Origin of the sequence: Filifactor villosus (assembly GCF_042652965.1) — a bacterium.
GTDB lineage: Bacteria > Bacillota > Clostridia > Peptostreptococcales > Filifactoraceae > Filifactor > Filifactor villosus.
On record NZ_JBHSHL010000022.1, the window covers coordinates 158,343 to 173,514 of the forward strand.

Genomic DNA, 15,172 nt, shown 5'->3' on the forward strand with positions numbered 1-15,172 from the left:
TCTTGGGAATCCATAAAAAATCAAGATATCTCTTTGTACGGTATTGTCATTTAGTATAACAAAAAAAGGAAGGAGAAATCCTATGAATATCTTAATCGTGGGAAGCGGAGCAAGAGAACATGCAATCGGATACAAGATCCATAAGGACAATGCGGGAGACAAGTTGTTTTTCGCACCGGGCAATGCCGGCTGTATGCAGATCGGAACCTGCGTGAACATTCAGGCGACCGAACTTCAAAACATCGTTGACTTCTGTAAGGCAGAGAATATCGACTTTGTCGTCATAGGCCCCGAAGATCCTCTGTGTGCGGGTCTGGCGGACAAACTGGAAGAAGAAGGGATCAAGGTCTTCGGGCCCAAGGCGGCTGCGGCAAGGTTGGAGGGGAGCAAGGCCTATGCCAAGGAATTTATGATAAGACATGAACTCCCTACAGCGAAGTACAAAAAATGTACCACCAAGGAAGAAGCCTTGGAATTTGCCAAGGAACTCAGGAGGACCAATGCTTCGGGAACTGTCGTCCTGAAAGCGGACGGACTTTGTCAGGGCAAGGGAGTCGTCATCGCCCACGACGATAAGACGATCGAAGACTATGTTGCACAGATCTTCGACGAAAAGATCTTCGGAGACCTTCCCCTTGTGGTGGAGGAGTTTTTGGACGGGTTTGAAATCTCGTTGCTCTGCTTCATCGACAATCACAGCATTGTTGCAATGCCCTCCGCCAAGGATCACAAGAAGATCTACGAGGCGGAGCGGGGACCCAATACCGGAGGGATGGGGACCTACAGCCCCAACGTGCAGGGAGACATCTACTTCTCCCGGATTGAAGAGAAGATTATGAAACCCTTCCTCCGCGGACTTCAAAAAGATGAGATCGACTTTAGGGGAGTGATCTTCTTCGGTCTTATGGTGACCGATGCGGGAGTTAAAGTCTTGGAGTTCAACACCCGTTTCGGCGATCCCGAAACCCAGTCGATTATGCTTCGGATGGAAAGTAACTTGATGGAGGTCTTCCGAGCTGTAAGTGAAAACCGCCTTAATCGGACAAACGTGAAATTCAATGACAAGAAGGTCATCAGCACCGTCTTGGCGTCGAAGGGATATCCCAAGTCCTACTCCAAGGGCTATGAGATCACGGGCTTGGACAAGGTCGATGAGGACGTCGTGATCTTCCATGCGGGAACATCCGCCAAGGAGGGCAAGATTCTTACGAACGGAGGCAGGGTTTTGACGGTCTGCACGGCTCAGGACAGTTTCGACAAAGCATATCACAAAGTCATGGATAATATCGAGCGCATCGATTTTGAAGGAAAAACATATAGAAAGGATATCGGAGATTTGGTACAGAGAGTATATGTGGCAAAAAAAGACGAGTACGACATCGAGAGCGGACCTCTCAAAAAGGAGATCGAAGAGAGTTTGGGAATCAATCTCGATCGTGTCAAAATTTATCAGCGCTATGATATCGAGAATATGACACGGGAGGACCTCGTCAAGATCTCCGACAACGTCCTGAGTGAGAGCCCCGTTGACGACATCTACCTCTTCGAGGACGCACTCAAACTCCAAGAGAGATTGGAACATCCCATCGTCGTCAAGTATCACAGAGGACAATTCGACCAGAGAGAACAGGGATTGATCGAGGCTGTTGCCGTCGCCATCGAAAAAGACGACATCCTCGCACGAAGCGAGAAGGTCTACGAGTTTGTCGGCTCCCTCAGTACAGACGACCTCAAAAGAATCGAAAACCTCATCATCAATCCCGTCGATCAGGAGAGAGGGACCCTCCTTGGAATACCGACCACGCTTAGGGACAGTTTTGAGATAAAGACGGAAAACGAGATCTACAAAGGCTTTATCGACCTCGACGAAGAAGGCCTGAGGGACTTCTTCGAGAAGGAGAGCCCCGCGATGAATATGGACGATCTCAAATGCGTGTACGATTATTTTAAGAAGGAAGGCAGAGATCCCAGCTACACCGAGTTTTCGATGCTCGACACCTATTGGTCCGACCACTGCCGTCATACCACCTTCCGGACCGTTCTCGACAACGTTGTCTTTGCGGAGCCGAACAACGCCTTGGACAGGACGATCCGCGAAGCCTATCGCAACTACTTGGACACAAGGGAAGAACTCGGCAGGACCAAGAGCGTGACCCTGATGGATATGGCGACCGTCGTAGCCCGTTATTTGAGAGAAAAGGGCCTGTTGGAAGACCTCGAAGTATCCGAGGAGATCAATGCCTGCTCGGTCAGGATCAAGGTTCGTGTAGCCGATACGGTGGAAGACTACCTCCTGATGTTCAAGAACGAAACACACAACCACCCGACCGAGATCGAGCCCTTCGGAGGGGCGGCGACCTGCCTGGGCGGAGCCATCCGCGATCCCCTCTCCGGAAGAGCCTATGTCTATCAGGCGATGAGGGTCACCGGAAGTGCCGATCCGAGGGAGAAGATCGAAGATACCTTGGAAGGCAAACTTCCCCAGAAAAAAATCACACAGGGAGCGGCAAAGGGCTACAGCTCCTACGGAAATCAAATCGGACTGACCACGGGTCTGGTCGATGAGATCTATCACGAAGGATACAAGGCAAAGAGGATGGAAGTCGGAGCCGTGATTGGAGCCGCTCCCGCAGAAAACGTTCGACGCGAAGAGCCGGCATGCGGAGATGTCATCCTGCTGATCGGAGGACGCACCGGAAGAGACGGAGTGGGAGGAGCGACAGGTTCTTCCAAGGTCCATACCGAAACATCCATCAAGACTTCTTCCGCCGAAGTACAGAAGGGCAATGCACCGACGGAGAGAAAGATCCAGCGTCTGTTCCGCGACAGCGAAGCGGCAAAGATGATCAAAAAATGCAACGACTTCGGAGCCGGAGGAGTGAGCGTTGCCATTGGAGAACTTGCGGACTCGCTTGAGATCCATCTCGAAAAGGTACCGCTCAAATACCTCGGACTGACGCCGAGAGAGATCGCGATCTCCGAATCTCAGGAGAGGATGGCGGTCGTTATAGAAGAGAAGGACAAAGAGGCCTTTATGCGTAAGTGCTATGATGAAAACCTCGAAGTAACACAGGTCGCGGAAGTTACCGACAGCCAAAGACTTGTTATGAAGTATAACGAGACCGTTATCGTAGACTTGGCAAGAGAGTTTGTCAACTCCGCCGGAGCCGAGAGATACCAAAAGGTAGAAATACCCTCCGTCGTGGAAGAGGACTTCTTCAAGGGCAATGTTTCTCCGGATGCGGACCTCAAGACTGTAATGTCGGACCTGAACCGTTGCAGCAAGAAGGGCCTGATCGAGAGATTCGACTCCTCCATCGGTAAGAACACCGTCCTCCAACCTCTGGGTGGAAAGCACCAGATCACCCCGATTCAAGCCATGACGGCGAAGATCCCCTCCCTGAAGGGAGAGGTCAAGACCGTGAGTATGATGAGTTACGGTTTCGATCCCTACCTGAGCGAACAAAGCACCTTTCTCGGTGCCTACTATGCCGTAGTGGAATCGATCTGTAAACTGGCGGCAACGGGAGGAGATGCACTGCGTGCCCACCTCTCCTTCCAAGAATACTTCGAAAAATTGGGAGAAGATGAACTCAAGTGGGCCAAACCCTTTATGGCACTGCTCGGAGCCTACAAGATCACAAGGGAGCTCAACATCGCTCCCATAGGAGGAAAGGACTCGATGTCGGGAACCTTCAAAGACCTCCATGTACCTCCGACCCTAATCTCGTTTGCAGTTACCGCCACAGATATAGAAAACGTGGTATCGCCCGAACTCAAGGGAGGAGCGAAACTGGGACTTCTGATCTCCGAGAAATCGGAGGATCAAACCCTCGACCTCGAAGGCTTCAAGAGCAACCTCAAAAATCTCAGGGAGCAGATCGAAAAAGGCAACATCATCTCCGCTGCGACAATAACCCAAAAGGGTGCCCTGCCCCTGTTGTTGGAGATGGCGATGGGCAACGACATCGGCTTTGATGTCAAGATGGAAGAGGACCTCTTCTACGCCAAGAACTTCGGTTCCTTTATCGTCGAGTACAGGGAAGACTTCGAAGGAGTTCGCCCGATAGGAAGCTCGAGCGAAGAAGGCGGAGCTTGGGTACTGAATACAAAGATCTTGGAGAAAGAAGAGATCAGGGATGCCTACCTTCTGCCCCTCGGCAAAATCTTCCCGGGAGAAGACAGAAAGCAGGAGGCGGACCTCCTGAGCACCGCCCGAGACCTTGCACCCAAGGTGCTCAAGTCAAAAAAACCGGTGGCTGTGCCCAAGGTCGTCATTCCCGTCTTTCCGGGGACCAACTGCGAGTACGACTCGGCAAATGCCTTTGAGAGAGTCGGAGCAAAGGCGGAGGTCATTATCTTCAACAACCTCAGTATCGCGGATGTCAAACGTTCCGTCGATACCTTGGCGAAGGCGATCAAAGAGGCACAGATCCTCTTCCTTCCGGGAGGCTTCAGCTTGGGAGATGAGCCCGACGGTTCAGGCAAATTCATCGCCAGCGTGATCCGCAATCCCAAAATCGCCGAGGCCATCGAGTATCTCCTCGATGAGAACGACGGTCTTATCCTCGGAGTGTGCAACGGTTTTCAGGCGCTGATTAAGACGGGACTCCTTCCCTACGGAAAGATCCGGGATCTGGGAGAAGATTGCCCGACCTTGACATACAACAACATCGGCAGACATATTGCGAGAATGGTCGATACCAAACCCGTATCGATGATGTCTCCGTGGCTGTCCTGCTTGGATAAGGACACGGTCTACAGAGTGCCGATCTCACACGGAGAAGGCAGATTCGTCTGCAACGAGGAGGTGTTGGAAGAGCTGAAGAAGAACGGTCAGATCGCCTTTGCCTACCTCGACAACCCCAACGGCTCGGCGGCAAACATCGAAGGAATCACAAGTCCCGACGGCAAGATTCTCGGCAAGATGGCTCACAGCGAACGGGTGGAGGACGACCTCTTCCAAAATATTCCCGAAGTCGTAAAACAGCAGATCTTCAAGAGCGGGGTGGACTTCTTTAAGAAGTAGAAGGGTTTTATCCCGATACAGGGAAGAGGAGCTTTGATACTATTCTTCCTTTGGATTGTAGATATAAACGATTGGGACTCATAGAACATAAAACGGATTTTCGCGGTCGTTGAATAAATATATCCATACTTCTATTGGAAAATAGTAGGAGTTACTTCACTCGATCGAAAGATAAGAAGAAACAGACGAAGGGCAACTATTCTTAGGTAACACCGCATAATTCAAAAAATCAGCATAAAATCAATTTTGTACGAAGGATGAAATTCTTAAAAATACTGATATGACAAACCTTTGTATTTTATAAGATCAAAAAAATCGGGAGTTTGCCTTTGTGCGGTGTTTCCCTTATTTTTCCGGGGATATTGAAGGAAAGGATGCCTGTTTGCAACCTTGAAGAAATAGAGATGAGAACGGTCGGGATCGCATAAAAACGGTTCCGGCTGTTTTTTAGGATGGGAGATACGGTTATACCATTATCGCTTGCAAGTTGCCACTCATTATCAGGAACTTGCTCTCGAAATGGAGTTATGCCACTTCCGGAGTATTCCTCTATGTTGTCAATTTTAATCTTTTCTTCTCCAAAAGAGTTATTTTGATTATCGAAAGAATATGTTGTTACCGGATTAAAGAAGAGTGTTAGGGTTAGCAAAAAACTTAAATAGTTTTTAATAGATATCATAATCAATTACCACTTTCATTAAATTAAATGACTTAAACTCACTGTTGTACAATGTGTCATTCTGTACTACAATTATATCATAAAGTCAATTATTTCCAAATATTGAAAAAAAGGGGTGAAAATTATGAATATACCTCGCACTTTTCTTTCTATATTCACTAGTTCCGAAGATACACTTATTTTTTTGAGTTCTTTCGTTGTATTTCTCTATTTGATGGTGAGTTTTTTTCCTTTTCCAATGAAAGATTTACCAAAAAAAATTGCACCAAGTGGGTGTTTGAATATCAAGAGGGCGTTAGTGTATGATTTGTGTATTTTGTTTCTTATATTTTTAAACAAAAAAATCTGGTATATTATAGGAAACAACACTCAATTTTTTATTCCGAATATATATTGGCTGTTGATCAGCGGTTTGTTCGGGGCAATATATATTCTACTCTTTATTGTGTTGTTGGCTGTAGCTTCCATACCGAATCGTTCAAAATAAGAATAAGTTCGGAATGGGGGAGTATTTGAAAACTTCTTCAAGCAATGTAAAAATATCTCAAGTAAGGATGTTATAGAATCCAACTATACAAGAATCTGAAACGAGGAAAAGGAATAACTTGTCTTAATAAACGCACTTTAAAAAGAGAGCCGAGATCGTGTTACGGGTCTGTGCGTTTTTCTACAGTCGACCTTGACGGTGTTTCAACGAGGTATTTTTGTAGAGCTTTATGACGGCGAATGGCTCTTAGACCTCTGTACTTTAGAGCCGGTTTATGGTATGATTTCCATTGGCGGATTGGTGGAAAGGAGAAGAAATGAAATTCAACAAAAAACAGGAAACGGTCGATCCCAAAGGGTTTATCAGGATTTTCAGAACGATGTATCTCTTGCCGGATTTTTTGACGGATGATGAGGTAGGAGTGTTCCGAAAAGCAAAGGTTCTGACCCTGCTTTTTGTCACGGTCTCCTATTTTTTCCTCCCTCTCGACCTGCTCGCCGATTTTCTGTTCTTCGGTCTGGGATATGTGGAAGATATCGCCATCGCGTACTTCCTGCTCGGCAAGGTCGCTGAAGAACTCGAACGTTTTAAGAATGAGCGCACACAAGATCCGAAGGACGAGAAGATTATCGAAGCGGATTTTAAGGAAAAATAAGAGAAGGGAAGGTTTGAGATGGGCGACATCAAGTATACGATCGTTGAGCGGTTGGGAGAACTCTCGACAAATGCCAAGGGCTGGTCGAAGGAACTCAACCTCATCAGTTGGAATGACAGACCCGAAAAGTACGATATAAGAGATTGGAACGAAACACACGATAAAATGGGCAAGGGGATCACCTTGACAAAGGAGGAACTCGTTGCACTCAAAGCGTTGTTGGACGAGATACTTTAGGAAAAAAGGAGAAGATGAGATTGAAACAGGAAGTAAGAGAGTATAATACAGGCTTGATGGAGTTTCTGAACCGCTCCGTAAGCCCCTATCATGCAGTTGATGAGATGAAGAAGAACTTTGTCGAGCAGGGGTTTGAGAGCCTGTGTATGGAAGAAGAATGGACGCTTAGAAGAGGAGGACGCTATGTCGTCGACTTGGGCACGGCATTGATCGCCTTCGACATCGGAGAAGAGCCGAAGAGCTTTAGGATCTTGGGTTCGCATACGGACTCGCCCGGCTTTATGATCAAGCCCAACCCCGATATCAGCGAAAACCTCTACTGTAAACTCAATACTGAGACCTACGGCGGACCCATTTTGAACACATGGCTTGACCGCCCTCTGTCTGTTGCGGGCAAGGTCACCTTGAAGGGCGACAAGGTATTTGACCCCAAAACCCTCCTGGTTGACTTTGAAAAGAACGTGGCGATCATCCCCAACCTTGCCATTCATCAAAACAGAGAGGTCAACAAGGGATTTGAACTCAACAGGCAGAAGGATATGCTGCCCCTCGTCGGTCTTTCTGATGAAGATATGGAGACAAAGAGCTTTGTTCAGCGTCTCTGCGACAAGTGCGGGGCGAAGACGGAGGATGTCCTCTCCTACGAACTCTACCTCTATCCGAGGGAAGAGGCGGAGTATGTGGGCTTTGACGATGAGATGATAAGCTCCGGAAGACTCGACAACCTCGCGATGTTCTATGTCAATTCCACATCGCTGATGGCGGTCAGAGCAAAGAACAGTATCAATATGGTTGTGGGTTTTGACAACGAAGAAGTCGGAAGTCTGACGAAGAACGGGGCGGACTCCAACCTGCTCTCTTCCGTTCTCGAGAGGATTGCGGGTGCTTTGGGTATCGAAGGAGAGGCCTATCACACGGCAATGAACCGCTCCTTCCTCATCTCCTGTGATATGGCTCACGCGGTACACTCCAATGTACCCGAGAAGACCGATCCCACCAACAAACCCAAGTTGAACCGGGGACCCGTCATCAAGATGAGCTATAACAAAAAATACAGCAGCGACAGTTATTCCTCCGCCGTCTTTATGCAGTTGTGCGAGAAGGCGAAGGTATCGGTACAGCTCTTTGTCAACCGTTCGGATCAGGCGGGAGGAACCACGATCGGCCCGATCTCGTCGAGCAAACTTCCCATCCACTGTGTCGACATCGGCAATCCCATGCTCTCCATGCACTCCGTCAGAGAGTTGATGGGAGCACAAGACTCCTTCTACCTTAACGAGGTATTGAAGGACTTCTTTAAAGAAGACTAAGGAAGTATCGCACAAAGACACATAGAGAATATAAAGGCATGGCGGTCTTAAAACTGCCGTGCCTTTTATTATGATCGAAATACGGTATCGCTCTAATATTCAATTATTTCATAAAGCATCGGTGTTATATTTAAATGTTTTATTATAATACAAAAATAATAATTGACAATTCCGAAAAAGTGAAATAGAATGATATTAACAAGCTTGTTAATAAAACAAAAACCGTTAATACTTGAAGCTGAGTTAATGCTGTTATCGTATCAAAATGGCGCTCATACAAGGATAAGAATGTCCGAAACGCTCGAGCGTAAAATACATTTGTAAGGCACATCAGCTTGAGAGAGAAGAGTATAACGCGAGATCTGCAGATAGGAGTGGAAAAGATGAAGTTTCCGGAGACAGAACAAAAGGTAATGGAAGTATTGTGGGACAAAAATATCTTGGATGAGAACGGGGAGATCACCGCCAAGGAACTCTCCGACATTCTTATCGGGAAATACGGTTGGTCCAAAGCCTCCTGCTATGTATACTTCAGCAGACTGCTGAAGAAGGAGATGATCACGAGGAGGTATCCGAATTACACGATCAAAGCGTTGGTCGAAGAAGAAGAGCTGGCACAGCCGATCATCGATTCTTTGATTAAGGATACCTATAAGGGTTCCGCCATCAAGCTGTTCTGTGCGTTTTTGGACAATGACAACCTGAGTTCGGAAGATATCGAAGTGATGAAGGAATTGATCAGCGACTATAAACCCAAGAAAAAACAAAAATCAAAGAAGAGCGGGAGATAGCTTATGATATGGTTTTCGAAGATAGGATTTTTGAATCGAGGACTCTTGATAACCATCTATATCCTCATCATCCTTTTGACGAGAAAGGGATTGAACAGAAGAGGGTCCAAGTACGCGGTTATGATCCTGTGGGGAATGTTGCTCCTTCGTCTGCTCCTGCCCTACAGTATTTCGATCGTCGTTATGCCGGAGCAGAGATGGCTCTATCGGCTTACCTATCCCTTTATCACCGTTTGGGACTTTATCTACCATGTCTCAAATGAAATCGGAGACTTCTTTCCCGCCTTACATCGCTTTGTGGTAGCGGGAGCAGTGGGGATCTATATCCTGTATCAGATCCTTAATACCGATCGGGTGTTGAGCAGGGCGGAGGAGATAAGTCCGAGCAAAAGGATGAAAAAATATATGAGGAGGGTCCCTTGCAGAAGGAAGGTCAGGCTCTTTGTCAACAATGACCTCAAAGCTCCCGTTACCTATGGGATCTTCTCGCCGAAGATCGTCCTTCAGGACAGGATCTTGGGAGATGACATCTTACTTAAGTATGTATTGGTCCATGAGATGACCCATGTCGCAAAGTTCGATGTGCTGTGGAACCATCTCAAGAACCTTCTGCTCTGCCTCTACTGGTACAATCCCTTGGTCTGGCTTATGTCGAGAATCCTGAATGAAGACCTCGAAGTCCTCTGTGACAAGCTGGTCGTAGAGAGGACGGGGGGCAAGGAGTTCAACAAAAACGAATATATCTATGTGATGTGTAATGTAATGATGAAGGGGATACAGAGGCACCGGATCCCTCTTGAGGGAGTGTTGGGGCTCAATCCCACGGTAGAAAGGATGGTTACATTGAAGAAGATGAGGAAGGATAAGATCGGTAAGGTCCTGAGCCTTGTTGTGGCGATGTTTTTGACGACCGCCTTCGTCTATGCGGAAAAATACGATCCTCCTGTAGTTATTGAACTGGAAGGCGGAGGAGAGGTCGAGGAAAGGATCGTCAACACCGATGATCGTACGGAAGAACTTGTTGAGAACGAATATTTTTCTCTCGATATGGAGGCACAAGCTTCGCCTCTTGCGGTCGATATCGACGAGAAGGTAACTCTGAGGGCATTTGGTAATAAGTCCCATACCTTTGATATGAGTTCCTATACCGAGGGGAGACATACCGGTTTTACCACAAGAATATCCGATACCTCCAGCCGAAAAAAAGTGAAATATCAGTTGATGATCTTGGAGGATGGCGAAGAAATCTTCAGCAAAACTTATTACGGAGATGTAAATCTTAGGACAAGAAGTACAAAAGTTAATAAGGATTATACGGTAACTATAATAAATCTTTCAAATGCAAAATTGAATTATAATATCAGGCTGAAAAGTTATAAATAGGAGGAGCAAAGGGTTGCGAAACTTAAATCCGCAGAGGTATAAGAACGGAGACAGGACAATGTATAACCGAGGGAAGACTTTATATCGGGTTATCATCCTGATAAGTTGCTCCCGGACCCATAGTTTTTGTCAATGACCTTTGATGTTATACTATTCTTCTTTTGAGTTATGGATATAAACGATCTGTGACCATAGAAGATAAAACAAAGTTGCATAGATACAGAGTAGACAGGGTAACATTTCTGTTGGAAAACAGAACCTTATACTATTCTCCGTTTAAAATGTCAGGTAAACAGAATTTATATTTACAGGAAACGTTTTGAGCAGTCGTGGAATTCAAAATTCGCAACAAGATAATTCTAATAGATAATAGTATTATTATATCGTATAATTGAAAATCGATGAAAAACAGATATAGAAATTATTTATATACAAATAGTTCGATTTTTTATTCCTTTATTTTATCGATTTTCAGTTTTACGAGTGAGATCAGCAATGATAAAATTGGATTATACGGGTCGTTTCTGCGGGATAAGAAGGAGGTGAATACAATTGTGAAAGGGATACTTAAAGACAGTTCGTAGAAGATTTGAATGGTTTTTGACAAAGATATTACAATATGGATACAACAATTGATAAAAACATATCTTTGTGATAATCTTAGCGCAAAAGAAAGTTGAGAACGGTACATGATATTGTGAAGAAGAGAATGGAGATGGTTGAAATGAAAAGAAGATTATCTGTAGTTTTGGCAGGACTTATGGTCCTCACTTCCATGTCGGTGTCCTTTGCAGCACAGGGAAAGAAGACGGAGGTCATTGATTCGGTCTTTCCCTTGGCTACTCCGGAGGTAAAGGGAAAGAGCGCGGTGGTTGTCCTCAAAAATGCGGTGGAGATGTCGGATATGGTCTCGGGTGCCGACAACGGTGCGGCAAGGAGCGGAGGCTTGGGCGGTCTGAACCTTCCGTCGGACGAAAAACCCGGCCTCGACTCCTATGAAGTCGTTATGGACAAGCCGGTGTTCAAGTACATTACGGATGGAGCAAAGGCCGCACAGATCTATCATCTGACCTTTGGTTTTCCCTTGGGAGGAGTCGAGTTTGTCGATCGCAAGGATATCTCCAAGTTTGCGGACGGGGAGATGAGGCTGAAGTTTGAAAAGAAGAGTTCTTCCGTTTTGGATCAATCCGCCAAAACTGTGGTGGGCAACCGACCGATCGTGAGTTTTTCCGTCAGTGCGGGAGGCAAAACTCCTTCGACTTCGAACAAGGCGATGTTGCTCAGTCTGCCCTATTCGCCTTCCTCGGGAGAAGATGTGAGCAAGCTCGTCCTCTATCGGGTCGAGGCGAACGGAAGCGTGTCTCAAGTAGCAAATTCTCTACACAAGGCGGTCATGACACAGCATGGGGACAAGCCCTATATCCAAGCCCTTGTAGGAGAGCCGGGTACCTATGCGGTGGGCTACAAAGAGGTGTCCTACAGCGATATCAAGGGATGGTACAAACCCTATGCGAACTTTGTTATGGCAAGGGGAATCATGAACGAGAAGAAGGGAATGTTCAGCCCCAACGATCCGATCACAAGGGGAGACCTCGCCTTCTATCTCAAGAATATGAGCGATGACAGGGGAGGAGTTTCGCAGAGCAACTTCAAGGATGTTCCGCGTAGCCATCCCTATGCGAACTCAATCGACTGGGCTTATGCAAGGGGCTTGATCAAGGGCTATTCCGACGGCAGTTTCAAACCGGATCAGGTGATCAGTCGCCAAGAGCTGGCTGCTATGCTCTATCGTTATATCGAGGTCGATGCACAGGTCCCGATGCCGACTCTGCACCAAAAACAAACCTTCAAGGACGGAGGAAAGATCGCATCTTACGCTAAGGAGGCGATATCTTCTCTTCAACAGTCGGGCGTGATCAACGGACGCGGAAACGGCTACTTTGTTCCTCAAGCCAATGTAACGAGGGCGGAATGTGCCAAGATGATCGTTACGGTCATGGAAGGTATTATGGACGGAAAGAACAGCTTTGTGTGGGAACAGTAGCAAGGTAACGGATCGAAAGCTGTGAAAGGATGGGAGATGAAGGTGTCTGTCGCTTTGCCGTACTTGCGACGGCAAAAGTGCAGTGTTCCTCTGTGAGAAGGTTCTCTTAAGCAGGTGTATGTTTTGTGTGAGCATTGAAGATCCCGACGAATAAGGTTTCTTTGGAAGAAGTCTTGTTCGTCGGGATTTTGTCGTGAAATACAAAGGATGGAGGAAATTTCAAACGGAGAATGGTATGAAGATGCAAAAGGTATAATAAAAAATTGATTTTAAAATAGAATTATACAAAAATCACATATTTATATATTTGATTACAATATGAATACATTGCTTGATAAAAAGTTTTGTTTATGATAATCTTAGCGCAAAAGAAAGTTGAGAACGGTACATGATATTGTGAAGAAGAGAATGGAGATGGTTGAAATGAAAAGAAGATTATCTGTAGTTTTGGCTCTTCTAATGGCCCTTGTTTCAGTATCGGGAGTGTTTGCGGTTCAGAGGAAGAAGACGTATATTGTAAGTTCATCGTTTTCTTTGGGAGAACCTCAGATCAAAGGAAAGAATGCTGTGTTTCTGATAAACGATGTGACAGAGATGGGGGATATGGTGAACACCTCCGACTTGGGAGCTTTAAGAGGAGGAGGTGTGGGCTGTTTGTACCTGCCGGGGCGCCTTCCTTCCGGGGTAGAATCCGCGACGGTGATTATCGATGCTCCTACCTTCAGCGAAATTGTCGGGAAAGGATACGGTTCTCGCCTCCACGGGTTTAAGATGGAGCATACTTTGGGTGTTTTGGAATTTGTCGGACAAGATCACATTACCAAACTGGGGGAAGGGGAGTTTCGTTTCGATCTCGAGAAGAAGGAGCCTTCTATTCTTGATGGTAGTGCAAAGGCTACGGTGGGCAAAAGGCCGATCTACGATTTTTCCCTTAGGGTAAATAACAGACCCATCCCTGCCTACAATAAGGGAACTCTGATTAGGTTACCTTATTATCCGCAAAAGGGAGAAGAAAAAAACTGTCTTGCGCTTTACCGTGTCGATGGAGGTCATCTTAGTATCGTGGCGTCTTCCGTGTACAAGGAAGAGACGAGGTACGAATACGAGCAGGATGTGGAACACAGGTATATCGAGGCTCTTATCGATGAAGGGGGCATTTATGCGGTGGGCTACAAAGAGGTGTCCTACAGCGATATCAAGGGATGGTACAAACCCTATGCGAACTTTGTTATGGCAAGGGGAATCATGAACGAGAAGAAGGGAATGTTCAGCCCCAACGATCCGATCACAAGGGGAGATCTTGCCTTCTATCTCAAGAATATGAGCGATGACAGGGGAAGAGTTTCGCAGAGCAACTTCAAGGATGTTCCGCGTAGCCATCCCTATGCGAACTCAATCGACTGGGCTTATGCAAAGGGCTTGATCAAGGGCTATTCCGACGGCAGTTTCAAACCGGATCAGGTGATCAGTCGCCAAGAGCTGGCTGCTATGCTCTATCGTTATATCGAGGTCGATGCACAGGTCCCGATGCCGACTCTGCACCAAAAACAAACCTTCAAGGACGGAGGAAAGATCGCATCTTACGCTAAGGAGGCGATATCTTCTCTTCAACAGTCGGGCGTGATCGACGGACGAGGAAACGGCTACTTTGTTCCTCAAGCCAATGTAACGAGGGCGGAATGTGCCAAGATGATCGTTACGGTCATGGAAGGTATTATGGACGGAAAGAACAGCTTTGTGTGGAGAGAATAAGGGAGAGACCTATGAAGAAGAAACTGAATATATTCAGATGGTGGAGTAATGTACACTGTATTATCATTACCGTTTTTGTGCTTTTTTTTCGTGAATATTTAAATCAAGTCTTCTGGTCGATCATCACATTATCTACTGTATTTTTTAACATCTATGCCTACATTATTATCAAAAATCCACTTTCTAAACCCGATAGGTCGAACGTGGAAAGTCAGTCAAATATTTTAAGTGAGTTTGATTTGGAAAAAATAAATAAGAAACTCAATATATGTAGATGGTGGTTCAACATAAACTGGTTAATACTTTTTGTTTTTATATATTATTTTCCCGAATATGTATATGAGAAAGGTTGGTTGATGTATGTTTTATCCACTTCATTTTTTAGTTCTTATATTATAGGTATAACAAAAAAACTGCCTCGCGAAGATAACACTTCCAAGCCCCTTGAGCAAGGATCTAAGCAGGGGTAGGAGCTAGGTATTGCAAAGTCAAGACTTTTTGTAAGAGAAAATAAAGGAGAGAGCTATGAAGAAGAAACTGAATATATGCAAATGGTGGATCAATATAAACTGTATGTTTGTTGTTTTTTTGGTACTTTTAGTGCCCAAGGATATACAGAGTCTTGTTCTCTGGGTATATGTGCTATCCGTTTCGTCTTTAAATCTCTATATCAAGGCGATGATAGAGAAACTGCCTCGCGAAGATAACACTTCCAAGCCCCTTGAGCAAGGATCTAAGCAGGAGTAGTATAAGAACAAAACCGGGGAGGGTTGAAGAATAAGGTTGTACTTATTTTTCGACCCTC

Annotated in this window: 11 protein-coding genes; 10 read left to right on the forward strand and 1 reads right to left on the reverse strand. The window is 45.9% G+C overall.

The features are described from left to right. Nucleotides 1-82: 82 nt before the first annotated feature. Nucleotides 83-5,029, forward strand: a complete 4,947-nt coding sequence (locus tag ACFO4R_RS06645) for a phosphoribosylformylglycinamidine synthase (RefSeq protein ID WP_379788276.1) — start codon at nt 83-85, stop codon at nt 5,027-5,029. 298 nt (nt 5,030-5,327) lie between these two features. Here ACFO4R_RS06645 and ACFO4R_RS06650 read toward each other — a convergent pair whose 3' ends face one another. After that, on the reverse strand, nt 5,328-5,708 hold the full coding sequence (locus tag ACFO4R_RS06650; RefSeq protein ID WP_379788277.1) for a hypothetical protein: 381 nt from the start codon (nt 5,706-5,708) through the stop codon (nt 5,328-5,330). Between the two features lie 803 nt (nt 5,709-6,511). Here ACFO4R_RS06650 and ACFO4R_RS06655 point away from each other — a divergent pair. From ACFO4R_RS06655 to ACFO4R_RS06695, 9 genes are all read left to right on the forward strand, one after another. Continuing rightward, on the forward strand, nt 6,512-6,850 hold the full coding sequence (locus ACFO4R_RS06655) for a YkvA family protein (protein ID WP_379788278.1): 339 nt from the start codon (nt 6,512-6,514) through the stop codon (nt 6,848-6,850). A gap of 18 nt (nt 6,851-6,868) precedes the next feature. Beyond that, on the forward strand, nt 6,869-7,087 hold the full coding sequence (locus ACFO4R_RS06660) for a YdbC family protein (RefSeq protein ID WP_379788280.1): 219 nt from the start codon (nt 6,869-6,871) through the stop codon (nt 7,085-7,087). Between the two features lie 14 nt (nt 7,088-7,101). Next, nucleotides 7,102-8,397 carry a M18 family aminopeptidase gene (locus ACFO4R_RS06665; protein ID WP_379788281.1) on the forward strand — a complete coding sequence of 432 codons (1,296 nt, stop codon included), beginning with the start codon at nt 7,102-7,104 and terminating at the stop codon, nt 8,395-8,397. A 383-nt stretch (nt 8,398-8,780) separates the two neighbouring features. Next, entirely contained in the window at nt 8,781-9,188 is a 408-nt protein-coding gene (locus ACFO4R_RS06670; protein WP_379788282.1) for a BlaI/MecI/CopY family transcriptional regulator, read from the forward strand. Between the two features lie 3 nt (nt 9,189-9,191). Continuing rightward, nucleotides 9,192-10,571, forward strand: a complete 1,380-nt coding sequence (locus ACFO4R_RS06675; protein WP_379788283.1) for a M56 family metallopeptidase — start codon at nt 9,192-9,194, stop codon at nt 10,569-10,571. Nucleotides 10,572-11,295: 724 nt separating this feature from the next. Beyond that, nucleotides 11,296-12,615, forward strand: coding sequence for an S-layer homology domain-containing protein (locus ACFO4R_RS06680; protein WP_379788284.1), 1,320 nt, complete (start codon nt 11,296-11,298; stop codon nt 12,613-12,615). 423 nt (nt 12,616-13,038) lie between these two features. Beyond that, nucleotides 13,039-14,367: an S-layer homology domain-containing protein gene (locus ACFO4R_RS06685; protein ID WP_379788285.1), complete on the forward strand. Its 1,329-nt coding sequence runs from the start codon at nt 13,039-13,041 to the stop codon at nt 14,365-14,367. A gap of 11 nt (nt 14,368-14,378) precedes the next feature. Then, complete coding sequence (locus ACFO4R_RS06690) at nt 14,379-14,837, forward strand: hypothetical protein (RefSeq protein ID WP_379788286.1); 459 nt, start codon at nt 14,379-14,381, stop codon at nt 14,835-14,837. Nucleotides 14,838-14,892: 55 nt separating this feature from the next. Next, on the forward strand, nt 14,893-15,114 hold the full coding sequence (locus ACFO4R_RS06695; protein ID WP_379788288.1) for a hypothetical protein: 222 nt from the start codon (nt 14,893-14,895) through the stop codon (nt 15,112-15,114). Nucleotides 15,115-15,172: the final 58 nt, after the last annotated feature.